The organism is Chitinophaga sedimenti (genome assembly GCF_023156195.1).
GTDB classification, from domain to species: domain Bacteria; phylum Bacteroidota; class Bacteroidia; order Chitinophagales; family Chitinophagaceae; genus Chitinophaga; species Chitinophaga sedimenti.
The window spans coordinates 787609-810959 of sequence record NZ_JAKUKA010000001.1; the positions used below are offsets into that span (position 1 = coordinate 787609).

The 23351-nt window shown below is 50.3% G+C and carries 27 protein-coding genes and 4 pseudogenes; 24 read left to right on the forward strand and 7 right to left on the reverse strand.

Annotated elements, in window-relative coordinates; translation table 11 throughout:
- Nucleotides 1–2: 2 nt before the first annotated feature.
- Nucleotides 3–1021 (forward strand): annotated as a pseudogene (locus tag MKQ70_RS04610) (cytochrome d ubiquinol oxidase subunit II).
- Here the strand turns inward: MKQ70_RS04610 and MKQ70_RS04615 are convergent.
- Nucleotides 1018–1329: an ArsR/SmtB family transcription factor gene (locus MKQ70_RS04615; protein ID WP_248068612.1), complete on the reverse strand. Its 312-nt coding sequence runs from the start codon at nt 1327–1329 to the stop codon at nt 1018–1020. The pseudogene MKQ70_RS04610 and the gene MKQ70_RS04615 sit on opposite strands and share 4 nt — an antisense overlap.
- Before the next feature lie 97 nt (nt 1330–1426).
- Between MKQ70_RS04615 and MKQ70_RS04620 the strand changes: the two genes are divergently transcribed.
- Together MKQ70_RS04620 and MKQ70_RS04625 are read left to right on the forward strand one after the other, a co-directional pair.
- Nucleotides 1427–1687, forward strand: a complete 261-nt coding sequence (locus MKQ70_RS04620) for a hypothetical protein (RefSeq protein ID WP_248068614.1) — start codon at nt 1427–1429, stop codon at nt 1685–1687.
- The gene (locus MKQ70_RS04625; RefSeq protein WP_248068617.1) at nt 1681–2418 is read left to right on the forward strand and encodes a phosphotransferase enzyme family protein; all 738 of its coding nucleotides are present in this window, start codon (nt 1681–1683) and stop codon (nt 2416–2418) included. The genes MKQ70_RS04620 and MKQ70_RS04625 overlap by 7 nt, the downstream gene beginning before the upstream one ends.
- Nucleotides 2419–2480: 62 nt before the next feature.
- Here MKQ70_RS04625 and MKQ70_RS04630 read toward each other — a convergent pair.
- Nucleotides 2481–2870, reverse strand: a pseudogene (locus MKQ70_RS04630) (pyridoxamine 5'-phosphate oxidase family protein); the annotation flags it as partial.
- 194 nt (nt 2871–3064) lie between these two features.
- Between MKQ70_RS04630 and MKQ70_RS37665 the strand changes: the two are divergent.
- The 6 genes from MKQ70_RS37665 to MKQ70_RS37680 all read left to right on the forward strand — a co-directional run bounded on the left by MKQ70_RS37665 (nt 3065) and on the right by MKQ70_RS37680 (nt 6465).
- A complete protein-coding gene (locus MKQ70_RS37665; RefSeq protein WP_282456218.1) occupies nt 3065–3244 on the forward strand; it encodes a DUF1304 family protein in 180 nt (59 codons plus the stop codon).
- Entirely contained in the window at nt 3208–3468 is a 261-nt protein-coding gene (locus MKQ70_RS37670; RefSeq protein ID WP_282457092.1) for a DUF1304 domain-containing protein, read from the forward strand. The genes MKQ70_RS37665 and MKQ70_RS37670 overlap by 37 nt, the downstream gene beginning before the upstream one ends.
- Before the next feature lie 103 nt (nt 3469–3571).
- On the forward strand, nt 3572–4651 hold the full coding sequence (locus tag MKQ70_RS04635) for a M23 family metallopeptidase (protein WP_248068622.1): 1080 nt from the start codon (nt 3572–3574) through the stop codon (nt 4649–4651).
- Nucleotides 4648–5355, forward strand: a complete 708-nt coding sequence (locus tag MKQ70_RS04640; protein WP_248068625.1) for a hypothetical protein — start codon at nt 4648–4650, stop codon at nt 5353–5355. Before MKQ70_RS04635 ends, MKQ70_RS04640 begins: the two co-directional genes overlap by 4 nt.
- Nucleotides 5356–5489: 134 nt before the next feature.
- Complete coding sequence (locus MKQ70_RS37675) at nt 5490–5927, forward strand: family 43 glycosylhydrolase (RefSeq protein WP_282456219.1); 438 nt, start codon at nt 5490–5492, stop codon at nt 5925–5927.
- Entirely contained in the window at nt 5848–6465 is a 618-nt protein-coding gene (locus MKQ70_RS37680) for a family 43 glycosylhydrolase (RefSeq protein WP_282456220.1), read from the forward strand. Before MKQ70_RS37675 ends, MKQ70_RS37680 begins: the two co-directional genes overlap by 80 nt.
- Nucleotides 6466–6519: 54 nt before the next feature.
- Here the strand turns inward: MKQ70_RS37680 and MKQ70_RS04650 are convergent, their stop codons facing one another.
- Nucleotides 6520–6993: a hypothetical protein gene (locus tag MKQ70_RS04650; protein WP_248068628.1), complete on the reverse strand. Its 474-nt coding sequence runs from the start codon at nt 6991–6993 to the stop codon at nt 6520–6522.
- 88 nt (nt 6994–7081) lie between these two features.
- Here MKQ70_RS04650 and MKQ70_RS04655 point away from each other — a divergent pair, with 88 nt between their 5' ends.
- Together MKQ70_RS04655 and MKQ70_RS04660 are read left to right on the forward strand one after the other, a co-directional pair.
- Nucleotides 7082–7864 (forward strand): DUF4846 domain-containing protein, encoded by a 783-nt coding sequence (locus MKQ70_RS04655; RefSeq protein WP_248068631.1) that lies wholly within the window; start codon nt 7082–7084, stop codon nt 7862–7864.
- Between the two features lie 48 nt (nt 7865–7912).
- Nucleotides 7913–8119 carry a hypothetical protein gene (locus MKQ70_RS04660; RefSeq protein WP_248068634.1) on the forward strand — a complete coding sequence of 69 codons (207 nt, stop codon included), beginning with the start codon at nt 7913–7915 and terminating at the stop codon, nt 8117–8119.
- A 735-nt stretch (nt 8120–8854) separates the two neighbouring features.
- Here the strand turns inward: MKQ70_RS04660 and MKQ70_RS04665 are convergent.
- The 4 genes from MKQ70_RS04665 to MKQ70_RS04680 all read right to left on the reverse strand — a co-directional run bounded on the left by MKQ70_RS04665 (nt 8855) and on the right by MKQ70_RS04680 (nt 10056).
- Nucleotides 8855–9064: a hypothetical protein gene (locus tag MKQ70_RS04665; protein WP_248068637.1), complete on the reverse strand. Its 210-nt coding sequence runs from the start codon at nt 9062–9064 to the stop codon at nt 8855–8857.
- A complete protein-coding gene (locus tag MKQ70_RS04670; RefSeq protein ID WP_248068639.1) occupies nt 9040–9429 on the reverse strand; it encodes a hypothetical protein in 390 nt (129 codons plus the stop codon). Before MKQ70_RS04670 ends, MKQ70_RS04665 begins: the two co-directional genes overlap by 25 nt.
- A gap of 124 nt (nt 9430–9553) precedes the next feature.
- A complete protein-coding gene (locus MKQ70_RS04675; protein WP_248068642.1) occupies nt 9554–9862 on the reverse strand; it encodes an RNA polymerase sigma factor in 309 nt (102 codons plus the stop codon).
- Nucleotides 9853–10056: a sigma factor gene (locus MKQ70_RS04680; RefSeq protein WP_248068645.1), complete on the reverse strand. Its 204-nt coding sequence runs from the start codon at nt 10054–10056 to the stop codon at nt 9853–9855. The genes MKQ70_RS04675 and MKQ70_RS04680 overlap by 10 nt, the downstream gene beginning before the upstream one ends.
- 90 nt (nt 10057–10146) lie before the next feature.
- Between MKQ70_RS04680 and MKQ70_RS04685 the strand changes: the two genes are divergently transcribed.
- The 13 genes and pseudogenes from MKQ70_RS04685 (at nt 10147) to MKQ70_RS04740 (ending at nt 23244) form a co-directional block, all read left to right on the forward strand.
- Nucleotides 10147–10308, forward strand: a complete 162-nt coding sequence (locus MKQ70_RS04685; protein ID WP_248068648.1) for a hypothetical protein — start codon at nt 10147–10149, stop codon at nt 10306–10308.
- Between the two features lie 22 nt (nt 10309–10330).
- A pseudogene (locus MKQ70_RS40965) lies at nt 10331–10420 on the forward strand (hypothetical protein); the annotation flags it as partial.
- A gap of 50 nt (nt 10421–10470) precedes the next feature.
- A complete protein-coding gene (locus MKQ70_RS04690; RefSeq protein ID WP_308198931.1) occupies nt 10471–11172 on the forward strand; it encodes an MBL fold metallo-hydrolase in 702 nt (233 codons plus the stop codon).
- Nucleotides 11173–11226: 54 nt separating this feature from the next.
- On the forward strand, nt 11227–12534 hold the full coding sequence (locus MKQ70_RS04695) for a PQQ-dependent sugar dehydrogenase (protein ID WP_248068650.1): 1308 nt from the start codon (nt 11227–11229) through the stop codon (nt 12532–12534).
- Nucleotides 12535–12622: 88 nt separating this feature from the next.
- Nucleotides 12623–13501, forward strand: a complete 879-nt coding sequence (locus MKQ70_RS04700; RefSeq protein WP_248068652.1) for a TonB-dependent receptor — start codon at nt 12623–12625, stop codon at nt 13499–13501.
- Entirely contained in the window at nt 13423–14649 is a 1227-nt protein-coding gene (locus tag MKQ70_RS04705) for a TonB-dependent receptor domain-containing protein (RefSeq protein ID WP_248068654.1), read from the forward strand. Before MKQ70_RS04700 ends, MKQ70_RS04705 begins: the two co-directional genes overlap by 79 nt.
- 370 nt (nt 14650–15019) lie before the next feature.
- On the forward strand, nt 15020–16057 hold the full coding sequence (locus MKQ70_RS04710) for a hypothetical protein (RefSeq protein WP_248068656.1): 1038 nt from the start codon (nt 15020–15022) through the stop codon (nt 16055–16057).
- A 156-nt stretch (nt 16058–16213) separates the two neighbouring features.
- Nucleotides 16214–16687 carry a biliverdin-producing heme oxygenase gene (locus MKQ70_RS04715; protein ID WP_248068658.1) on the forward strand — a complete coding sequence of 158 codons (474 nt, stop codon included), beginning with the start codon at nt 16214–16216 and terminating at the stop codon, nt 16685–16687.
- 87 nt (nt 16688–16774) lie between these two features.
- Entirely contained in the window at nt 16775–16990 is a 216-nt protein-coding gene (locus MKQ70_RS04720) for a hypothetical protein (protein ID WP_248068659.1), read from the forward strand.
- Nucleotides 16942–18289 (forward strand): annotated as a pseudogene (locus MKQ70_RS04725) (GAF domain-containing protein). Before MKQ70_RS04720 ends, MKQ70_RS04725 begins: the two are co-directional and overlap by 49 nt.
- A gap of 17 nt (nt 18290–18306) precedes the next feature.
- Nucleotides 18307–19914, forward strand: a complete 1608-nt coding sequence (locus MKQ70_RS04730; RefSeq protein WP_248068661.1) for a chemotaxis protein CheB — start codon at nt 18307–18309, stop codon at nt 19912–19914.
- 55 nt (nt 19915–19969) lie between these two features.
- Complete coding sequence (locus MKQ70_RS04735) at nt 19970–22792, forward strand: PAS domain-containing protein (protein WP_248081053.1); 2823 nt, start codon at nt 19970–19972, stop codon at nt 22790–22792.
- The gene (locus tag MKQ70_RS04740; RefSeq protein WP_248068664.1) at nt 22789–23244 is read left to right on the forward strand and encodes a response regulator; all 456 of its coding nucleotides are present in this window, start codon (nt 22789–22791) and stop codon (nt 23242–23244) included. The genes MKQ70_RS04735 and MKQ70_RS04740 overlap by 4 nt, the downstream gene beginning before the upstream one ends.
- Nucleotides 23245–23351 lie beyond the last annotated feature (107 nt).

Here is a 23351-nt window from a genome sequence, read left to right on the forward strand (position 1 = left end):
ACATGTTGTACGTAGTGATCGTTTATCTCTGGGCTTCCATCTTGCTGTACCTGTTGCTGGGCGGGGCCGATTTCGGGGCGGGCATCATAGAACTGTTTACGTCTGAAAAGAACCGTAACCGCACCCGCAAAACTACTTACCAGGCCATTGGCCCTATCTGGGAGGCTAATCACATGTGGCTGATCATTGCCATCGTGATCCTGTTCGTGGGATTTCCGGCCATCTATTCAACCATGTCTGTATACCTGCATATTCCCTTAACGATTATGTTGATGGGCATCATCGCGCGGGGAACGGCGTTTGCGTTCCGGCATCACGATGCGGTGGTGGATGACTGGCAAACGGTATATAACCGCATTTTTACCTGGTCGAGTTTAACCACGCCGTTATTTCTCGGCATTATTGGCGGGAGCGCGGTAAGCGGCAGGATCAACCCTGATGCTACTGATTTCTTAGATGCCTATGTTTTCAGCTGGCTCGACTGGTTTACCGTAGCTGTGGGCTTTTTCACGGTGACCATTTGCGCGTTCCGGCATCGGTGTATCTTATTGGCGAAACCGATAACGAAACCGACCGTAAACGCTTTATCGCCAAGGCGCAAACGTCGAACATCCTGGCGGTGTTCTGCGGCTTCACGGTATTCGTGGCGGCACACTTTGAGGGCATCCCGCTACTGCACTGGATATTTGGTAACACTGTGGGGGTAGTGGCTATTTCGGCGGCAACCTTGTCGCTCGCGTTGCTCTGGTACCTGTTGCGGAAGGGGAAGACAAAGATTTTGCGGGTGCTGGCCGGCTTCCAGGTAACGATGATCCTGCTCACCGTTACCTGGCAACACTATCCCAATATTGTACTATTATCTGGCGGCGGCTATTTGTCGCTGACGGAACATCACGGTCATGATAAAACTATTGCTTCTCTGGGTTGGGCGCTCTTGCTGGGCAGCATTTTCATATTGCCCGCGCTGTTTTACCTGATTTACAGTTTTCAGCAGAAAAACGGCGCCCGCGAAGCGCATTAGCCGGCCTGCTGGTCCAGGAAGTCGCCCAGGGCGTCCAGTTTATGGTTCCAGAGGTCGCGGTATTGTTCCGTCCATTCCGATACTTCGCGCAGTTTACGCAGGTCGGCGTGGCAAAAACGTTCGCGGCCCTGTTGTTTCACCACGATCAATCCGCATTCGGTGAGGATGCGGATATGTTTGGATACGGCGGGCCGGCTGATATCAAAATGACCGGCTACGGCATTGAGATTCAATGCCTGGCGGCTTAATACATTAATAATTTCACGGCGGGTCGGATCGGCGATAGCCTGGAATACATCTCTTCTCATACTGCAAATGTAGTGATACCTATTGGTTACAATATCAATTAACAGCAGGGATTGATCTTTTTTCTTACTTTTATCGCCCCCGAACCCAATTTTCCATATGCAGATATTTCCGACCCAGTATTCGACCCTTTCGGCCGCCGCGCTGAAACATCGGATTGCTGATAGCTATCGCCTGAAAGTACGCAGCTGTCGCTATTTGATGCGTGGCGTAAGCGATACCTATGTAGTTGAAGCCGAAGAAGGCAAATTCATTTTTAAGATTTACCGCGACATGCACCGCTCTGCGGATGCGATCCGTGGTGAAGTGGAGTTGATGGACATCTGGAAAAACAGGGCGCCCGTATTGCCGGTGTGGTAAAGAATCGCGCCGGACGTGAGATGGAATCGTTCCAGGCGGCCGAAGGCGTGCGTTATGGCGTACTTACCCGGTTTGCCAAAGGCAAGTCCTACATCGACATGAGTGATGCGCAGCTGGATGTACTGGGTTACGAAATCGCCTTTAACCACAACATTACCGCTAATTTGCGCCTGCACAACGAGCGCGGCGTATACGACCTGGAAACAACCGTGCATCGTCCGCTGCAAACCCTGTCTGTGGCTTATGCCGATTACCCGGAGGATTACGCCCAGCTCAAAGAGACCGCGGCGGAAGTGTTAGAAAAGCTGCAGGCCTTCGATTTAGACAACTTCAGTTACGGCTATTGCCACTTCGACTACTTCCCTAAAAACTTTTTCTTTGATGAGCACAATAACCTCACCCTGTTCGACTTTGACTTCGCGGGAAAGGGCTACCTGGTGTACGACCTGGTGACACTATATTGCCATTACACTTTTCATGTGGCGCATCAGAAGATCACAAAGGAGGAGGGACAGCGCTGTATGGACCGTTTGATTGCATCGTACCGCAAACTGCGTCCATTAACGGAGCAGGAGGTGGCGGCATTGCCGTACCTGAATTTCACCTTTATGCTGTTTTTCCTCGAGTATCATTATTTACATTTTGATGATTGGTCTAACACATTTTTCGGCGAGCGCCATTTGAAGGGGTTTGCGAAACATATGCGGGATCAACTTACGATATTGGCTTAAATCAAAACGGGACAACAGTTTGCGCTGTTGTCCCGTTTTGTGGTAAGATGGCCACAAATATCTTATACTTTCAGTTTTCCCTGCACGCCATCGTCCATCTGTTTGCCCGTAACAGCGCCCACAGCTATCTTTACCAGCGATACCGCCTTGTTATGTTTGGTGTCCCAGTAATACGCATCCCTTGGTGTTACTTTGATAATCTCGATCGTGGGATCATCTTTTCCTTCGGTAAACCAGGCTTTAGCTATCGGGCTCCAGAGTTCCTCCACCTTGTCACGGTTTCTCAGCAACTCTGCTTCGCCATATACGCTCAGGTATTCTGAGCTGTTTTTATTGGAATAGAAGAGTTGTACACGGTTGTCGTTTTTGATTTCATGTTCTTTCTCCGAATTTTCTTTACTGAAAAACCAGAGGCAGCCGTCGTCGTCCACCTGCATTGTACTCATTGGCCGGGAGGAGAGTGGGGTTTCGCCCGTTAGTCACAAAAATGCAGATGTTGGCCGCATTTACCAATTCCTTTAACTTATCAATTGCTGCTGCGCCGGTCAGGTTCTGGGTAGTACTCATGGTGTAATGGTTTAAGAACAATGGGTTACAAAGATTGTTCCATGCCGCGAATGCCTTATTTTAGCCGCAAATTATCCTTATGCAGATACTATTTCAGATTTTAGTGGCCGTGGTCGCTTTAGAACATATCTACATTTTATGGCTTGAGATGTTCGCCTGGGAAACGCGCGCGCCCAAAGTATTTACAAGTTTACCCCCGCATCTTTTAAAGAAACGAAAACACTGGCCGGCAACCAGGGGCTCTACAATGGATTTTTAGCGGCCGGACTGATCTGGTCATTCTTTATCGACGATGAGGCCTGGGCAATGAACATTCGTTTCTTCTTTCTGGGCTGCGTTGCCGTAGCAGGAATTTACGGTGCGGCGACCGCGAGCAAACGGATTTTTTTTCGTACAGGCATTGCCGGCAATTATTGCAATCGGTGTCGGTATAATTACACGTTACAACGGGTAAGCCTTTTACAGGTTGATAACCGCCATTAAAACGAAAATTGATACCAGATACTAACTGACGGTTTGACGTGCGAGGCAGCCGCCTTTATCTTTGCGGCCATATTTTCCTTTAATCGTTAACACCCATTTTACAATGAAAAAACTGATTCCTACTGCAGCCTCGCTGTTGATCGCATTTAACCTCAGTGCTCAAAGACCACAAGAAGAAATTCAATCTTCCGAACTGCTTTACCAGAAAGTTAAAAAGCCTACGATGGCCATTCCGCAAGGTCCCGATGGGGAAACGCCAGCTTCGCCTGTTCGTGTGGGCAGACTGAAAACCATTACGCCTGCACGGAAAGCCATCACGCTCACACCCGCCCAACAACTCATCGTTACAGAAGCCGATGCGCCTAATATGGCCACACGTTCGCTCACGACCATATGTGCGTCGCCGGTAGTAGATGAGGAACTGGAGCCCGTATATGAATCTGTAAAGGCGCATATGCCTTTGTACCTGCCCTATAAAAACGCGAAAGCCGGTGTATGGCAGGGATTCTACTATAGCTGGGACAAAAACGGCGATGGCGCTAAAGATCTGCACGCGGCTATTGATTACGGCAAAACCAGCGTAGATGCGAATGAAGACCCTACGTTCGCGATATACGCGATCGCACCGGGCAAGGTAATTGACGTGCGCTGGAACAACGGTGGCGGTAACACGGTCGTTATCGAGCATACTGCGCCCGATGGCTACAAGTATCGCAGCACCTACCTGCATTTACGCAACGGTTACGATAACGACCGCGCCAATGCGAAAAATTCACCTACCGATAAATACAAGAAGTTTGCAAACAATGGCACTTCCAGCCAGCTGTGCTGGGGCACCAATGCGCAAACCATCAAAGTAAAAGTAAATGACAACGTGCAGGCCGGCCAGTTCATCGCCTACGCGGGCAATACGGGTTCGGGAGGTATTGGCGTCATCCTGGACGACGACGGTACCTTTACCAGCAGTGCCGAAGGTACCCGCTCTTACAACGTGCACCTGCACTTTGAAGTGAGTGTGAAAGATACGCGCGCCGGTCATACTAATGAATGGGTAAACGTAGATCCGTATGGCGCGTATAACCACGCCGGCGTGGATTGTTACGACCGGAGGCAAACAGTCCGTTCGCACGCCTTTATGCGCCGTTTTATCCCAGCTTCCACAACGTTCCGCTGGACCTGGTGAATAAATATTGGGGTTACTTTACCGGTATGGGTATGGCGCTGCAAACCGTGAGCGTGGACCGTAACGGCAATAACCTGTACGCTGCAGGCTCGTTCCAGTGGGGACTGCAGGGCGCATGGTATACCCGTTTTTACATGAGTTCCGATACTTACCAGCAATATTTCAATCAATATGATAAAGCCGGGTTCAGGCCAAGGCAGTTGTCGGTAACGAAAGATGGCAGCGGTAATCCGCGCTTTTCGGCCATCTGGGAAAAGAAGCCGGCCGGACAAAGCGATGTATCAGTGCATAACCGCGACGATGCTAATTTTGGCGAGCTGTGGAAAGATTATGTGACCAATAAGAAATGGCATGTGCAGGAACATGTGGATTACATGGTGAACGGAAAACGTCTTCACGCCGCAGTGTTCGTGAATAAGCCCAACGATAATGGTTTCTATCTCTATTATGGCATGAACGCTACCGAATTTGATAAGAAGTTCAATGAGCTGTATAAAACCTGGGAGCTGACCAGCATTAACGTGAATGGTAATACGGTCGGTGGTGTTTGGCGCCCTAAGAAGAGCAACTATGCTGCTTATTATGGGATGACGTCAGCCGGCTACCAGAGCAAATTTGATGAATTTTCCGGACAGGGACTGCGCCTTGTAAAAGTGCAGAACTATGCGGACAACGGGCGCTTCAGCGCAATTTGGGCGAAATAATGAGCACTGTATACTATGGACAACGGCTCCCAGCTTAGGGGGCCGTTTTTTTGCGGAAAGACTGCTCATCACATTTAAAGTGTGTATTTTGGTCGTAATTTTTATATTCGTCCAGACTATTTAACTAAACGTAAATGATGAAAAAGACACTGTACAGCCTTTTGTTTTTATTACCCTTAAGCGCCACAGTGAACGCGCAGACGGCCAAGCCCGGTAACCCGGTTTTTGAAGGCTGGTATGCCGATCCCGAGGCCGCTGTTTTTGGTAAGAAATACTGGATATTTCCCACCTTTTCCGCGCCATATGGTAAGCAGGTCCACTTCGACGCGTTTTCTTCCAGCGACTTGGTTCACTGGAAAAAGCATAAAGAGATCCTGGACACCGCCGCGGTTAAATGGGCGAAAAGGGCCATGTGGGCGCCTTCTATCGTAGAGAAAGATGGTAAAAATACTTTTCTTTTTTGCAGCCAACGATATCCAGAAAGAATCGGAATTGGGCGGCATTGGCGTAGCGGTGGCCGACAAACCGCAGGGGCCTTACAAAGACCTGCTGGGCAAGCCATTGATCAATGATATCAAAAACGGTGCGCAGCCCATCGATCAATATATTTTTAAAGATAAAGATGGCCAGTACTACATCATTTACGGTGGCTGGGGCCATTGTAATATTGCCAAACTGAAGAGCGATTTCACCGCGCTGGTGCCGTTCGAAGATGGCAGCATTTACAAGGAGATCACACCGGAAAAATATGTAGAGGGGCCGATCATGTTCATTAAAGACGGTAAATATTATTTCATGTGGTCCGAGGGCGGCTGGACGGGCCCGAACTATAGTGTGTCTTACGCCATTGCCGATTCTCCCATGGGACCTTTTAAACGGATTGACCGGATATTGCAGCAGGACCCGAAAGTGGCCACCGGCGCGGGGCACCATTCGGTAATTCACAATCCTAAAACAGATAAATGGTACATCGTGTATCACCGGCGCCCGCTGGGTATCACGGATGGTAATCACCGAGTAACCTGCATCGATGAAATGAAATTTGATGCGGATGGAAAGATACTTCCGGTAAAGATGACGTTCGAGGGCGTGAAACCCAGCAAACTGTAAATCAAACCAGCATACATAAAAAAGCTGCAGCCCATGCGACTGCAGCTTTTTTATTTAGCGGCAGTTCACCTGTTTCCAGGGAATGCTGTCATATACCAGGGCCTGGTCCTCCGCCGGGAAAAGCGGATCGCCAATGGAGGAGAACTTATCAGGGCGGGCTTCAACGAGCTGGTCGCCGTTGCGCTTAAATATTTTGTCCTGGGTAGTGGTGGTACCTTCGCTTTGGAACGCATACCGCAAGCGCAGAATATTGTTGCGCAGCACACCGGTGAAAGCGCCTTTCGCATCATCTTTTTCAAAGAAATTATATTCCAGTGTACCCGTTACCGAATCCCCCGCCTGTATGAGATTCAGGAAGAAGCTGTCGCGGCCCGTTACCTGCTGATAACAATTGATGCCGGAGGTGGTTTGGGTGGCATTGGTGGTGTCTATACTAACACTGTCGCGGTTATCCGTTGTTTTACCGGCCTGGTTGCAGGCGCAGAGGCTTGCGGCGGTGATGGCAGACAGTAAAAGGTGTTGTTTCATGGTGTTGTATTTAGTCTTCCTGAAAAAACAAAAAACATTCCATTTATGGAAAAAGGGCCGGCAGGCATCTAAAGACAAAGTACGGCTTATGAAAAGTGCCCTGTTAGTTTGTTTTTCCTTTTTTATGTTGATCGGCGGCGTGTTTGGCCAAACGTTGGAGAATATAGCCCTTCCTGACGGATTTCGCCGCGTGCCGGCTGCTCCCGGATCATTGACCGCCTGGCTGCGAAAAATGCCGCTAAAAGCCGACAAGACGGTGTATTTATTTAATGGAGAAAAGAAGCGAAATCAATCGGCGCAATTCGCGGTGCTGGATATCAGTGTGGGTAACAAAGATCTGCAGCAGTGTGCGGATGCTGTAATGCGCTTATATGCCGAATACCAATATGCACAGGGTCGGTATGATAAAATTGTGTTCCACGCTACGGATGGTACCTTGCTTTCGTATAGCGATTGGCGTGCGGGATATCGTTATCCGTTGCAGGGACAACGCTTGCGCAAATTAAAATCGGCTGCTGCCAATACCACGCGTGCCGGTTTTGACGCCTACCTGGAGTTGGTGTTCAGTTACGCCGGCACCCTATCACTTAGTAGAGAATTGAAGCGGGTAAAAAATACCGGCGATATACAACCTGGCGATGTGATATTGGAGGGCGGTTCGCCCGGCCATGCGGTGATGGTAATGGATGTGGCGGTGAATGCGGCGGGAGAGAAGCGGTTTTTATTGGCGCAGAGTTACATGCCTGCGCAGAACATACATGTACTACGGAATCCAGGCGCCTCCCATCCCTGGTATAGCAACCAATGGGGCAATTCCCTCGTGACGCCGGAATGGATTTTTGGAAAAGATTGTCTTTATCGTTGGCCCTGAGGATGTCATGGAACTCAATTTCCTGGCCTACCTGATTATTTGCCCCTTGTGATGCTGGTAACCTGGTATGTTGCCCGCACCACGGAGATATCTTCTACAATACCGGGCAACCCCCAATTACTGGAAACATCGAGTTATAAACTTGGTGGCTTCTGCATTTATTTCGGTGTCATGTTATTCGTCAATCTCTACTTGTTTTTCAGCGGGAGAAGAATTTCCCGCGAGCGTGCGAAGCTGCAGCAATTGCCCCAATAGTAGTGTGTGTTAATAGCTGCAAAGAAAAAGGTCCTCCTCGCGGGGAGCTTTTTTTCTATCAAGAAGCAAAGAAAAAGGCGGTAAGAATACCGCCTTCAGTTATTTTAACCATATCCTATGAAAAACCTGACACAAAGATAAGCTTGTGCAGTTTGTCGTCAAGTAAATATTGGTGAACGTTGTGATTTGGTTCGTGAACGTAAAGTGTCGTATGGTGTTAACATGAATTTAACCGGAGAAGGTTGATGGTATTGGTTTCCAGGGGTAAAAAAAAAAAGGCGGTAAGAATACCGCCTTCAGTTATTTTAACCATATCCTATGAAAAACCTGATACAAAGATAGGCTTGTGCAGTTTGTTGTCAAGTGAATATTGGTGAACGTTGAGATTTGGTTCGTGAACGTAAAGTGTCTAACGGTGTTAACATGAATTTAACCGGAGAATGTTGATGGTATTGGTTTCCAGGGGTAAAAGAAAAAGGCGGTAAGAATACCGCCTTCAGTTATTTTAACCATATCCTATGAAAAACCTGACACAAAGATAGGCTTGTGCGGTTTGTCGTCAAGTGAATATTGGTGAACGATATATTTTGCTTGGTAAACGTAACCGGAATATTGCCGTTAACAAGAATTTAACTGCTATAAAAGCGCCTCCAGCAGCAGGTAGCAAATCAACAATAGCAGGGAGATCCATTCCTTTTTCATGATGCTGTTTTAAGTGATTCAAAATGAATGAATTTACTGTTCAAACTCGTCGATTTCGCGCAGGGTGACCAGTGCTTTGCGGATCGGTGCCATTTCCCGGCCACGGAGAATGAAGCGGCGAAACCATGGTTTGTCTACATTTTGGTAGTTCAGGTGGCGATAACACCATATGCCCGCCCAGGTGAAAAGTAGCACAATGATCACGTAGATGATGCCGGTTATGCGTTCCTGTGGGGTAAACATAACGGGGTCATCTGGAAACTGACGAATACCGGCAGTTGTACGAGCAGTATCCGGCCGATCTGCAGGCTCGATGCTTCCAGCCGTGCCAGCTTCCGTTGTGTTTCTACTACGTTGTCGCTGTTGTTTACTTCCCGGAGCAGTGACATGTGATAAATGTATACACCGACCGCTACCGCGGAAACAATCCAGTGAATACCGGCCGATATCACGAAAAAGATCTTTTCCCAGCTAAGGGAATAACGGATAAGGAAGCCAACGAACGCCAGCCATATACATCCAAAAATGACGCCCACCAATTTAATGTTGTACAAGGGCCGCAGTACAGATTGCACTTTTTGCAGTTGTATCGCTTTTACTAGTTGCATGTTAAGCGCGAGGGTACGCTCCAGCTTCCGGTCGTAGGCTGCCCATATTTTTTAAGCGCTTCGTCCATGTTGTTACAGTTTAATCGGGTTTACTATCGTTCGTTTTCGTATGCCTGTTTATTAATTATTCGCTATCCGCAAACTTTTGCCGCAGCTTTTGTTTAATGCGGCCAACCTTCGTTCCTACGTTGCTTTCAGAAATGCCAAGTATATCCGCCATTTCCGCATGTGTTTTTTCGTCCAGGTATAGTAACATTAACGCGCGCTCCAGTTCCGGCAATCCCTGTATGAATTGCTGCAGTAACGCAAGTTGGTGTTGGGTTGCATCCGGCTCCGGAGGGCCGTCCGCTATTTCCAGCAGGTGTTCGGCCGGGGCAGGGCGCGGGTTTCTTTTTTCTTTTCGATAGAAAGAAATAGCTGTATTTAATGCCACGCGATACATCCGGTGCTGAACTTTACACCTAGTTCTATTTGTTGAAAAGACTTCCAAAGCTGGTAAATGATCTCCTGCGCCAGGTCTTCCCGGTCGTCCTGGTTTTGACAATAGGAATGGCAGATTTTGTAAATGATCCGCTTATTGCCATTGATTAGCTGGAGAAAGGCCTCATCGCCCGCTTGTTTGTTCATGTCGTATTATTAGTCGCAGGAAATACCGGAAAATCACAGTATCGGGGAAATATTTTTGATGGGCTGTCCCAAATATAGAACTTAGTGGCCATGAGGCTTAAAGTATTTGGTCAACACCCGCGCGGCACTTCCATGACGCGCATCCAATCTTCTCCTAACTACCGCGAGGGAAAATTTCATAATCTGACGCATTCGCCGTTGATGAAAGACGGCTTCTCCGTCCGCGCGATGTGGGGATTTTTTTACGGCTAAAAATACCCGCCCGCCAGGGCCGTTGCCTTCCGTTAAACGTAATCTCCTGCACCCGGCTCCCGGTCAAACGGAACTCACCTGGTTCGGTCACTCTTCCTATTTAATTCAATCCAACGGCCTTAATATCCTGGTAGACCCGGTGTTCAGCCGTCATGCTTCCCCGTGCCGGTTGCCGGTAGGAGCTTTGACGGCGCCAATGTATATGCGGCTGCAGACATGCCGGCTATCGACCTGCTTGTTATTACGCATGATCACTACGATCACATGGATTACGATACCATCCGCGCACTCCTCCCGAAAGTAAAAATGGCCTGTACCTCGCTCGGCGTAGGGGCCCACCTGCAATACTGGGGCATACCAAAGGAAAAGGTGTTGGAATTCGACTGGTGGGAAACGCAGCAGGTTAATCCGCTGGTAACGCTTACCGCCACGCCTGCACGACATTTCTCCGGCCGCGCCGTCCGCAGTAACCGCACGCTGTGGAGCGCGTTCGTGCTGCAACTACCCGGTATAAACATCTTCATCGGCGGCGATAGTGGCTATGGTGATCATTTCACGGAGATAGGGGCGCGGTTCGGTCCTTTCAGCCTGGCTTTGCTGGAATGTGGCCAGTATAATGAACGCTGGCCCTATATCCATATGATGCCTGAAGAAACCATACAGGCGGCCATCGATCTTAAAGCTGAGGTATTGATGCCCGTACACTGGGGTAAATTCGCACTGTCGTTACACACCTGGGATGAGCCCATTAACCGCGCAACGGCCAGCGCCGCACAACGCAATGTAAGGGTAACAACGCCCCGGATCGGTGAGGCCGTGATTATCGGACATCATTATCCAAAGGAGCCCTGGTGGAAATGGTAAGCAGCTGCGTTGTGGCAAAGTAATTGATGCATTGCCGTGACTAATAGCGATCTTATGAAACTTTCACTTCCCATTTTAGGTACCGGATTCAGTTTAATGATGATGGCCTGCGGCGGAGGCACCAGACCGGCCAATACAGACACATTAGCACAAACAACGCAAGGCGATTCGCTGCCAGCGCCTTCCAAGTCGATGAACAAATTCAGCAAAGTAATCGGCTGGGAGAGTGGCAAAACGCCCGTAGCCCCAGAAGGCTTTACGGTAGCAAAGTTTGCAGATGGATTCAATAATCCGCGCTGGATTTACGTAATGCCGAATGGCGACATCCTTGTCGCGGAAGCATCTACCAAACCCAAAGTAAAAGAGAAGATGGCCGCCGTGGCCTCTGGCAAAGCAAAGTCCCAGAACCTCGGTAACAGTGCCGACCGCATCACATTGCTGCGCGATACCAATGGCGACGGCGTTCCCGATTCCCGCAATACATTCCTGGCCAACCTCAACCAGCCTTTCGGCATGCTAATGTTGCATAGTAATTTCTACGTGGCGAATACGGATGGCCTCCTGATGTACCCCTACAAAGAGAATGCTAACACCATCAGCGGCGAAGGCAAAAAGATACTGGAATTGCCGGCCGGCGGTTATAACAACCACTGGACGCGCAACCTGCTGGCGGCCAAAGACGGAAAACATATATACGTATCCGTTGGTTCGGGCAGTAATGTGGCCGAACATGGCCTGGAGAACGAAGTGCGCCGCGCTAATATTCTCGAGATCAACCCGGATGGTACCGGTGAAAGGGTATATGCATCGGGATTGCGCAATCCCGTGGGCATGGACTGGGCGCCTGGCTCAAACGTGCTGTGGACGGCTGTGAACGAACGCGATGAACTCGGCGACGAGTTGGTACCCGATTATATCACCGGGGTGAAGGAAGGCGGCTTTTATGGCTGGCCTTATTCCTATTTTGGTCAGCATGCAGATCCGCGGATGAAAGGTGATGGCAAAGACCTGGTGGCAAAGGCCATTGTGCCGGACGTGCCGCTGGGGGCACATACGGCGTCGTTAGGACTGGCATTTTACACGGGTGAGGCCTTTCCGGATAAATACCAGAACGGTGCGTTTGTGGGGCAGCACGGCTCCCGGAATCGCTCGGCGTTGTCGGGGTACAAAGTGGTATTTGTGCCCTTTTCCGGCGGCAAACCATCCGGTGAACCGGAAGATTTCTTAACCGGTTTTATTGCAGATAATGATAAAGGCGAAGTGTATGGCCGTCCGGTGGGTGTAGCAGTGGCAAAAGACGGCTCGTTGCTGGTAGCGGACGACGCATCCAACACCATCTGGCGGGTGACTTATAAAAAATGATTTTTATTAACCGTACAAAGAGACGCCGTATCTTCCCGCAAGGGGAGATGCGGTGTACTATTTCAGCCCCTTTTGTAATTTGCATATTATGTTGAGCAGATATTTCGTCGTTATTGTTTTTTTATTGGCGCCAGGCAAATTGTTGGCGCAGCAACCGGATACCGCGCAATTGCGGGAGGTGGTAATATCGGCTTATCCCGGTAGCCAGCCGCTGGTATCGCTGCCCGCATCGGCCGCGGTGATCGGTGAGCGGCAGTTGCAAATGCAGCCAGGCAATACGCTGGTACCGGCGCTTAACACCGTACCGGGCATCCGTATGGAAGAACGTTCGCCGGGAAGCTACCGGCTGTCTATACGCGGCAGCCTGTTGCGTTCACCCTTTGGCATTCGCAACGTGAAAGTATACATGGATGAAATGCCGCTTACGGATGCGGGTGGCAATAGTTACCTCAACCTGGCCGACCCCGGGGCTGTGCAAAGTATAGAAGTATTGAAGGGACCGGACGGCAGCCTGTTCGGCGCCAACTCCGGTGGTGTGGTATTGCTGCGGCCTTTCGCCATGCGCGATAGCAGTGGGGCATCGTTCGGGATACAGGGAGGCTCTTATGGCGCTTTCCAGGAAAGGGCCGGCTGGAACGGCCAGTGGGGGCGTTTCAGTTCAAAGCTTTACCAGGCCTGGCAACAGGGCGACGGCTACCGCGATAACAGCCGGATGCGCCGCCTGTACCTGCAATCCCTCCAGCAATGGCGGTATAACGAAACCAACAGTCTTAAATTCCTCGCTTTTTACAGCGATCTGGGATACCGTACGCCCGGCGGACTCAATGCCGCGCAGGCGGCCGCTGATCCCCGCGGGCAAGACCGGCTACCGCTACCTTGCCCGGGGCTGTGGACCAGCGTGCCGGTATTTATAACCGTACTTTCCAGGCCGGACTGGTACACGAATCGAACTTTGCGCCGCATTTAAAACATGTGATAGCGGTGAGCGGGGCGAACACGCATTTCGAAAACCCATTCATCACCAATTACGAAGCGCGTGATGAAAACACCGGCGCGGTTAGAACGTATTTTTCATTGCATGATAAAGCGCTTGGCAGTACCTACCTGGATTGGAACCTGGGACTGGAATGGCAGCAAACCGGATCCGATATTACGAACTATGGTAATCGTGCGGGCAAACGGGATACCGTACAGGCATCGGATTACATTGCGGCAAGACAGCAGTTTTATTTTACACGTTTCACCTTCCGCTTTCCTTTTAATCTGACGTTGGAAGCTGCTACCAGCCTAAACTATTTCAGGTATGATTTCCGGAATGATAGTACAGCCTCGCAAACCCGCCGCTTTTCGCCGCAGTTGATGCCCAGGCTGGCGCTCTCTTACCGCGTCAATACGCAAATGGCGATACGCACCTCTGTGAGCCGTGGATACTCGCCGCCCGCCACGGCGGAAGTGCGGGCCTCCGATAATGTGATCAATACTGCATTGCAGGCGGAGAATGGCTGGAACTACGAATTAGGTTTCCGCGCAGGTGGCGCTCGCTACTGGATAGATGCGAGCATATTTCAATACCGGTTGCAGGATGCAATCGTTCGCCGCCTCCGCGACGATGGCACCGAATTTTTCACCAATGCCGGCGGCACGAAGCAGAACGGATTAGAGTTACAAGGTATGCTTTGGTTGCTGCGTCCATCGGCCAAAGGTTTTATCCGCGGTGTGCAGTTGACAGCAGCTTTTACCTGGAGTGACTTTACCTTCCGTGACTACAAAAGCGGGAACGATAATTTTTCCGGGAAACAAATGACCGGGGTGCCGAAACACGTGTTGGTGACAGGCTTGCTCGTGCAGCTGCCGGAGCGTATTTACCTGTTTGCACAACATAATTTTACAGAGAAATTACCGCTGAATGATGCCAATACCGCGTTCGCGGACAGCTATCATTTGCTGCAGGCGAAGGTGGGATGGAGCTTCCGCAACCTGTCGGTGTATGCGGGAGCCGATAATCTGTTAAATGTGTATTACAGTCTGGGCAACGATTTAAACGCCCTGGGACAGCGTTATTATAATTCGGCGCCGGAACGGAATTACTATGCGGGGATCTCGTACCGCTGGTAATTCGTCAACATAAAGGAAAATCAGGAAGCTCCCATAACGGGGGCTTTTTTACGGGCAGCAATGTACGCTGAGGGGAGCGGTAAGAAGCGTATCCGTAGATACACGGGTTTTAGTAAATAGGTGCCATTACAGAAATGGCGATCAACATCGCGGTGCAATTTTGCAGCATCTCGAATCATCTGTCTAAAACCTCGAAAGAAATGAAAAAGATGTTAAGAAGCCTTGCGGTGATGTTGACCGCGGCTACGCTGTTTTCCTGCAGCGACAAAGACAAAAAGACGATAATCCCAATCCAGGCGGCCCCGGAAATAATACGCAGCCGGAGATTATCGACAAACCTGTCAGCGAAACGCGTACGCTGACTGATCGCGTGGCTGATCCTGCGGTGCCGGATTACCTGGTGACGAGGGATGTAGCGGTGACGGCGCAACTCGTGGTGCAACCCGGTGTAATGGTGGCTTTTGAAGATAATGCCCGGCTGGATATCAACGAACAGGGCAGCATTGTGGCCAAGGGTACGGACGAAAAACGGATTGTATTTACCGGCAAGCGCAAAGTACGCGGCAGCTGGAAGGGAATCGTGATTTACAGCCCCAACGCCAACAACCTGCTGGAGAATGTGGATATCCAATATGGGGGTGGTTATGTAACCCTCAACGGGCTTAAAGCGGGACTGACCTTATTCGGCGTCGGAAAGTCGAAAGTGACCATCAACAAAACGAAGATCTCTGAGAGTGGCGGTTATGGCATTCACGCGGCTGCGGGCGCTGTGCTGAACGGCTTTAGCACCAATAATATCAGCAACAACACGGAGGCGGCGATTTTTATGACAGCCGACAACCTCGCACGCATCGATAACCAGACCGTCTTTTCCGGTAATGGTAAAGATGTGGTGGAGCTGGGGCCCACGATTATCGAGGGCAACATGGAAACTGTATGGGATACGCTGCAAAACAATGTTCCGTATCGATTTAACGGTGATTTAACGATCAAATCGCCGCTGCGCCTCAAGCCCGGGGTTATCATCGAAATGGGCAACGATGCCACCATCGATATCGATGCTGCTGCTTACATCAAAGCGGAAGGTACCGCATTACGTCCGATCGTGATCCGCGGTGCACAGCCAGTGGCGGGCCATTGGCGGGGACTTCGCAGCTTTTCGACCAGTGCTGCCAATGAGCTGAATTACGTGCATATCAGCGACGGTGGCAGTAAAGCATTAACATCCACCTGGAAAGCTAATGTGGCTGTAACCGGCCAGGGATCCAGGATGCAGATTAAGAATTGTACAATCGCCAGGAGTGCCGGTTATGGCATTTTCGTTTCCTACAATTCGGCGGTAAACGCCGATGCCGCCACGGTTAACTCATTTGTGGCCAATGAGTTGGGGACGCTCAAACATGAATAAATGATCTTGATGATCTGCTCTGAAAAAGCGCCGGAACCCGCGAGGGACGGCGCTTTTTGTATATTTGTAAATGAGTGTGTAAATAATGCCACACTTTGATGTCCGCATTTTCGCTTATGTTTATAGTTTATAAGCATGAATTAAACCTGTATGTCAATGAATGTTGTTTTCTCGGACGAGCTCAGGATGGGCACCAAAACCGAGCATGCACAACTGGAGAAGAAACTGGTGTCAAACATCAAGAAGATCAGCGCCGTAACGGGTTATACGTCACTACTCAAATTGTTTTATGGCTTTTATCAGCCACTGGAACAGCAGCTTGAACCTTTTCTTAACGGAGTTTTGCCAGATTTTGCCGACAGGCGAAAAGCCGAATTTATCCTGCGGGATTTAGCCACTCTGGGAGAGGATAATGCCCATTATGACCTGGCCAGCGATCTGCCCGATATTCACTCCCGCGCTACAGCATTGGGAGCGGCCTACGTTTTGGAGGGCTCTACATTGGGTGGCGCTATTATTGCCAAAATGATCAGCGGCCAACTGGGGGTACCTGTCAGCGGCGGTTTTGCTTTTTTACAGGATATGGCGAACGTACGTTGCCGATGTGGGAGCGCTTCCGCGCCAGCCTGAATACCCTGTCTGGTCAGGACGAGCAGGCCAGCGCCATAGAAGCGGCACGGCAAACTTTCATAAAATTCAATCAATGGGCCGGAAACTATGAGCCAATTCTCTAAATACGATTCTGAATTCTGCGGCAACCTGCCGATCCATATCATCAATACTATCCAGCGCTATGGGGTGCTGCTCGTCTGGAAGCTGCTTCGTGCCGCATTGTCCAGGCCAGCGAAAACACAACGGCACTTTTTCCCGCATCTGCCCGCGAAATGGTGGAGCAAGGAGCATTGTCGGCCTGGCTGGAACCTGCGGCCGTAAAAGAGTTGGAAGCATTTTCCGCTGCAGCTGAAGGCGCTGAAAAAACGGTACTCTGGAAACTTAATGACCAGCATCACCACGTTACCCTGCACATTTCGGGGCAATTGGTGTTAGTAGAGATAGATATTGAGCCAACGCCGGTAGTCACCTCGTCCTTTACAGACATCTACCAGGGGTTGAAATCGACCATAGTGGCCATTGAACAGTGTAGTAACATTGACGAACTGTGCGACGTTACCGCCAGCGAACTAAAGGCCATTGCCGGTTTTGATAAGGTAATGGTCTATTCTTTCGACCCGGACTGGAACGGCCTGGTACTGGCCGAAGCGATGGAGCCGGGTATGGAATCCTACCTGGGGTTCACGTTTCCCGCATCGGATATTCCTAAACCCGCGCGTGACCTGTATCTTCGCAATCCTTACCGCATCATTCCCGACCGTGAGTTTGAGCCGGTAAAATTATACCCGGTAATTAACCCGGTAACCCGCGCGTTTGTGGACCTGAGTTCCTGCAATCTTCGGGGTGTGGCCGCAGTACACGTGGAATACTTGAAAAACATGCAGGTAACTGCTTCCGTTTCCGTGCGTATCATCAAGGACCGTCAGTTATGGGGATTGATAGCCTGTCATCACCGTACGCCTAAAAATATTTCGGGACAGATGGCCGCTGTATTCGAGCTGCTGTCGTCCGTGATATCGGCCAAGGTGGGCGCGCTGGAGCACAAGGCATTCCATGACCTGAACCGCCGCCTGGGCGATTCTTATACCAGGACGATCGGCAACATCTACCAGGATGGTAACCTGGTACAAACGTTGTTGAACGGAGAACCGAACCTGCTGGATTTGTTTAATGCCAGCGGGGCGATCGTCACCTTTCGCAACGAAGTGCATAGTGTGGGATACACGCCGGACCGCGCGCAACTGGAAGACTTGCTCCTATGGCTGCATCTGAAGGAGTTGCGCAATGTATTTAGCACAGATTCGCTGTCGCGGCAGTACGACATCGCCTCGGAATACCGGCAGAAGGCGAGTGGGCTGCTCGTCATCCCGATCAATGCGGCGAAAGATGAATATATCTTGCTGTTCCGCCAGGAGTTTGTGCAAACCATTAAATGGGGGCAACCCGGAGGAACGCATTTTATTTGAAGAGAACAAACAGATTTACCACCCGCGGCACTCCTTCAAATTGTGGCAGGAGAACGTAGACGGCTACTCGCGGCCATGGCTGAAGGAAGAAGTAATGGTGGCCGAGAACATGCGAAGCTTTATCTTTGAACAGATCGCTTCGGCTTATAACTAATAAAGAATACACAAGTTTTGACACATCCGCATTACATCATTGCGTTGGGCGCTTCTGCCGGTGGTCTTGAGGCCATCCGGGAGTTTTTTGATAATATGCCCCGCACGGAGAATATGTCTTTCGTTATTATCCAGCACCTGTCGCCGGACTTTAAAAGTCTGCTGGTGGAGCTGGTGGCCCGCCACACGCACATGAAAGTGGTGGAAGCTGCCGACGGACAACCCGTGCAGAAGAACCATATCTACGTTATTCCCAATAATAAATTCATTTCTATCAGGAAAGGACGGATGGTGCTCGCTGCCAAGTCGCACGACAGCTCGCCCAATAATGCGATCGACATCTTCTTTTCTTCGCTGGCGGAGGACAAAAAGGATTGTGCCATCGCTGCGGTGCTGTCTGGCACTGGTTCTGACGGGACAAAAGGCATCGCAAAGATCAAGGAGCATGGTGGCATGGTGCTGGTACAAGAGCCCAACACCGCGCGTTTCGACGGGATGCCCAACAGTGCCATTAATTCAGGAAATGCCGATATTATAACCTCTCCGGCGAAAATGCCCGAGGCAATTTTGTCTTTTATGCAGGAGCCCAGTCCCGCGTCGATAAACGAAGTGGAACTGGACGAAGAGCTGCTTTCCCGCATCTTCGCACTTATTGCCAAAGAGGCGGGACAGGATTTTCATTACTATAAAACGCCTACCATTCTCCGCCGCATCAGCCGCAGGGTAGTAATGGGGAATTATAAAAATGCCGAGGCTTACGTGGAGCGCCTGCAACAGGATCCGGCGGAGGTGAAGAGTCTTGCGAAGGACTTCCTGATCGGGGTAACCCGCTTTTTCCGCGATAAAGATGCTTTTGAAATATTGAGCGACAAAGTGTTACCAGGCATCATTTCCGCCAAAGAAAACGGGGAACAGATCAAGGTGTGGATACCGGCCTGCAGTACCGGCGAAGAGGCGTATTCCGTGGCAATGGCCATCGAGGAGGCCCTGGCACAAACGAATAAACGCGTAGAAGTAAAAATATTTGCCACCGATATAGATGCCGCGAACCTCGAAGTGGCATCGGCAGGCATATACCCCGCCAGCATCGAAAAGGATGTGACAGCGAGCGAGCTGCTGGAGAAGTATTTTATCTTTAAGAATAAGCACTATCACATCACTTCCCGCATTCGTAAAAAGATCGTATTTGCGAAACACGACATTATCAAGGACCCGCCATTTATCAAAAACGACCTGGTATGTTGCCGCAATATGCTCATTTACATGAACAATGTGTTGCAGGAAAGAGTATTCAGCATCCTGCATTTCGCGGTAAGCCGCGGCGGTTACCTGTTTCTCGGTCCCAGCGAAAACCCGACGTTCGAAAAAAGTACAGTACAGCTGGTGAGCCAGAAATGGAAAATATATCGCAAAACATCCGACAGCAAGCCCCGCCCTTACCTGACGGACGGTTTCCGAACGTTGCCGGCCATGCCCGGCGATACACTGAAGGTGCGGCGGCAGAAAGATAGTGAAACGCGTGGCCAGCAGGAATTATGGGACGATATTAAAGCGACCGTAACTACCGACCTCGGTTTTCTGGCGGTGTATATCGACAGGAGTTTCGATCCGCGAAACCGTAGGTAACTACGAACTCCTGCTATCCCTGCCCAAAAAGAACCTTAGCCTGAACCTGGTGCGCATGCTGCCCCAGGACCTCTCTATCGCCCTGAATAAAGAAATTCGGCGGGCCTGGAAAACAGGGGAGAAGATAAAAGTCGAAGGACTGGCCTTCGTGCGCAGTACCGAAACGCAGCTGTTGAACGTGGTGATCAATCCGCACGTGCCCTCATCAGAAGATTATACGCTGGTGGTCATCAGCAAGGCCGGCACGGTAAATACCGAAAAAACGGAGCAGCACCTGCAGCAACACCGTTCCTCACCGGGACAGGATCAGGATTACATTATGAACCTGGAATCGGAGCTGACAGAGGTGAAAAATAACCTTCAGATTGCTGTGGAGGACCCGGAGACCACGAACGAAGAGCTGCAAAGTTCCAATGAAGAGCTGTTGTCTTCCAACGAAGAACTGCAAAGTTCCAACGAAGAGCTGCAGTCGCTCAACGAAGAACTTTACACGCTCAACACCGAGCATCAGCTGAAAATCCGCGAGCTGGTAGAGTTGAACGATGACTTAAATAACTATTTCCGAAGTACCGATATTGCGCAGATATTCCCGGATAAAAACCTGCTGATCCGCAAGTTTAACCCGGCTTCCGCCAGCATGATCAACTTCATTGAAAGTGACCTGGGGCGGCCTATATCGCACATCTCCAACAACATCCGTTATGAAACATTGCTGGATGACATCCGCCAGGTGCAGCGGTCGCACGAGGTGGTGGAAAAAGAAGTGGAGCTGAACGAAGGACGTCACCTGCTGATGCGCATTATGCCTTACGTTACCCGCGAAGACAAATATGAGGGCATCATCATTACTTTTGTTGATATCACAACGATAACGGACCTGAACAACATTGTTCGTGGCGTGTTCAATGCCAGCATGAGTGCGATTTTTGCCTTCCGTGCGGTGCGTGATGCCAAGGGAAGAATTAAAGATTTTACGATTATCGCGGCAAATAATGTAGCCCGGAGGCTGTTTGCACTGGAGGTTAAAAAAGTGGAGGGTGGCGATCTGCGGGATCTGGCGCCTGAGCTGATCGGCGGAGAACTGATGGAGCAGTATGTATCGGTCGTGGAAAACGATAAGAGCATACAGCGCGACATTTATCTGGAGGAAAAGGAAAAATGGTACGAGCTGACAGCAGTAAAAATGCAGGACGGCTTTGTGGGCACTTTCACGGACATTACCGATAAAAAGCGTGGCGAGCAGCGGATACGCAAGAGTTACAGCGAATTGAACGAGGCGAAGGAAACGCTTAAAAAACTGAATATCGATCTTGAAGATAAAGTGAAGGGCCGTACCCGGGAGTTGTCTTTTAGCGAGGAGCGCTTCCGCCTGGTGGCGCGCGCCACTAATGATACTTTATGGGATTGGGACCTTACGGGCAACAACGTATGGTGGAGCGAGTCCTTTTCGAAGATGTTCGGTTTCCATCAATCCGGTTTCAGCAGGGCTGACTGGGCACAGCACATTCACCCGGATGAGCGCGACCAGGTGGAAGCGGCATTGTACACGGTGATCAACGAAAACAAAAGCCAGTGGAGCTGCGAGTACCGTTTCAAAAGGGAAAACGGGGAGTACGCACATATCCCGGACCGCGGTTATGTGTTGCATAACGAATTCGGCGTGCCTTACCGTATGCTGGGGTCGATGCTGGATATGACCGCGCTGAAAAAGGCGGAAATGGAAGTGGCGAACAATATTGCCCAGCGTCAGTTCCTGGCCGAATCGATGCCATTGATGGTATGGACCGCCGATGCCGAAGGTAAAGTTGACTTCGTGAACCGCCAGTTCGAGTTTTATACCGGTATTTTTTATGATGACGCGATGGAGGAGGGCTGGCAGCAGGCGGTTTTCCCGGAAGACCTGCCCATGTTGCTGGACACACGGGAACGTGCGGGGGCAGTGAAGGCCGATTTTCACTGTGAAGTGCGCATTATGGTCTCCAAAACGGATTTTCGCTGGAACCTGTTACGGGCCAAGGCACGCAAAGACCCACGTGGAGCACTGATCAGCTGGGTTATTACGACCACGGACATCCACGAGCAGAAGGTGATGAACGAAATATTGGAGGAAAAAGTAGAGGAACGCACCCGGCAACTGCTTGCCATCAACCATGAGCTCGAGGCCAGCAATAACGATCTGCAGCTGTTTGCTTCCGTAGCGTCGCACGATTTGCAGGAGCCGTTGCGTAAGATCCACATGTTCTCCAAATTGGTGAAAGACCGGCACAATGGCGATCTGCCGGACGATACCCATCTGTATCTTGATAAAATAATGCAGTCGGCCCGACGCATGAAGGCGCTGGTAATCAATATATTAAACTTCTCCAAGCTCTCGGCCGGCCACGACGATTTTGCCGTGACGGACATCAGCCAGGTGGTAAGGGAAGTGATGGAGGATTTTGAAGTGATTATCCGTGAGAAGAACGCGAAGATTCACGTGCAGGACATTCCACCGCTGGTGGTGAATAAACTGCAGGTACAGCAGGTGTTCCAGAACCTGATCAGCAATGCGCTGAAGTTTACGCAGCCTGGCGTAACGCCGGAGGTGATCATTACCGGCAAGCGGGTCTCGCAGTTATCTTTCACCGCGCCGGAAGACCCCAATGGGCGCTGGTGTCGCATCACGATAAAAGATAATGGAATAGGATTTGATACGGAGTACAAGAGCCGGATATTCGGATTATTCCACCGGTTGCACTCCAAAGACAGGTTTGAAGGAACAGGTATAGGCCTGGCCATCACGAAGAAGATAGTGGAAAAGCACAATGGTATTATCACTGCGGAAAGCAATGAGGGCGAAGGTGCGGTATTTACAATCATTTTACCCATGGAACAATGAGTATAGCAGCGGCGACTAACGCAAAGACATACAGGAAAATTCTACTAGCCGAGGATGACGAGGATGACAGGCTGATTTTTTCGGCAATTGTAAATGATCTTGGCCATGACGGCGAGTTTAGCTTTGAGGCGGTGGAAAACGGCATTGACGTGTTACAGTACCTGGACGCGCATTCAACAGCGCTTCCCAGCCTGATTATATTAGACCAGAACATGCCTAAAATGAACGGCCGCGAAACCCTCGCAGCCTTAAAATCGGACGAGCGTTTTGCGCACATCCCGGTGGTAATATATTCTACTTACAACGACACCCGCCTGATTCATGAGTGCATGACCGGTGGGGCAGAGCAAATCATTACCAAGCCCGATTCGTTCGACGGCTTCCGCGATATGATCCTGAAACTCTCTGGCCGTTACCTTCAATCTGCTCAATTACAGAATAAATCTGCCTGATCCGATCTTTTTCCGGGTCGTTTCATGGAGTAAGCCGTACGCTATTTCTGCGAATGGGTATATAAATCCTCAACACTACTGGTATAAATCACCACAGCTGGCCCGGG

Bases quoted from the DNA above. Each gene is read 5' to 3' on its own strand.
- MKQ70_RS04615 (WP_248068612.1), bottom strand. From the start codon at position 1,329: ATGAGAAGAGATGTATTCCAGGCTATCGCCGATCCGACCCGCCGTGAA.
- MKQ70_RS04620 (WP_248068614.1), top strand. From the start codon at position 1,427: ATGCAGATATTTCCGACCCAGTATTCGACCCTTTCGGCCGCCGCGCTG.
- MKQ70_RS37665 (WP_282456218.1), top strand. From the start codon at position 3,065: ATGCAGATACTATTTCAGATTTTAGTGGCCGTGGTCGCTTTAGAACAT.
- MKQ70_RS04635 (WP_248068622.1), top strand. From the start codon at position 3,572: ATGAAAAAACTGATTCCTACTGCAGCCTCGCTGTTGATCGCATTTAAC.
- MKQ70_RS37675 (WP_282456219.1), top strand. From the start codon at position 5,490: ATGATGAAAAAGACACTGTACAGCCTTTTGTTTTTATTACCCTTAAGC.
- MKQ70_RS04650 (WP_248068628.1), bottom strand. From the start codon at position 6,993: ATGAAACAACACCTTTTACTGTCTGCCATCACCGCCGCAAGCCTCTGC.
- MKQ70_RS04655 (WP_248068631.1), top strand. From the start codon at position 7,082: ATGAAAAGTGCCCTGTTAGTTTGTTTTTCCTTTTTTATGTTGATCGGC.
- MKQ70_RS04665 (WP_248068637.1), bottom strand. From the start codon at position 9,064: ATGTTTACCCCACAGGAACGCATAACCGGCATCATCTACGTGATCATT.
- MKQ70_RS04670 (WP_248068639.1), bottom strand. From the start codon at position 9,429: ATGCAACTAGTAAAAGCGATACAACTGCAAAAAGTGCAATCTGTACTG.
- MKQ70_RS04680 (WP_248068645.1), bottom strand. From the start codon at position 10,056: ATGAACAAACAAGCGGGCGATGAGGCCTTTCTCCAGCTAATCAATGGC.
- MKQ70_RS04685 (WP_248068648.1), top strand. From the start codon at position 10,147: ATGAGGCTTAAAGTATTTGGTCAACACCCGCGCGGCACTTCCATGACG.
- MKQ70_RS04695 (WP_248068650.1), top strand. From the start codon at position 11,227: ATGAAACTTTCACTTCCCATTTTAGGTACCGGATTCAGTTTAATGATG.
- MKQ70_RS04700 (WP_248068652.1), top strand. From the start codon at position 12,623: ATGTTGAGCAGATATTTCGTCGTTATTGTTTTTTTATTGGCGCCAGGC.
- MKQ70_RS04715 (WP_248068658.1), top strand. From the start codon at position 16,214: ATGAATGTTGTTTTCTCGGACGAGCTCAGGATGGGCACCAAAACCGAG.
- MKQ70_RS04720 (WP_248068659.1), top strand. From the start codon at position 16,775: ATGAGCCAATTCTCTAAATACGATTCTGAATTCTGCGGCAACCTGCCG.
- MKQ70_RS04735 (WP_248081053.1), top strand. From the start codon at position 19,970: ATGCTGCCCCAGGACCTCTCTATCGCCCTGAATAAAGAAATTCGGCGG.
- MKQ70_RS04740 (WP_248068664.1), top strand. From the start codon at position 22,789: ATGAGTATAGCAGCGGCGACTAACGCAAAGACATACAGGAAAATTCTA.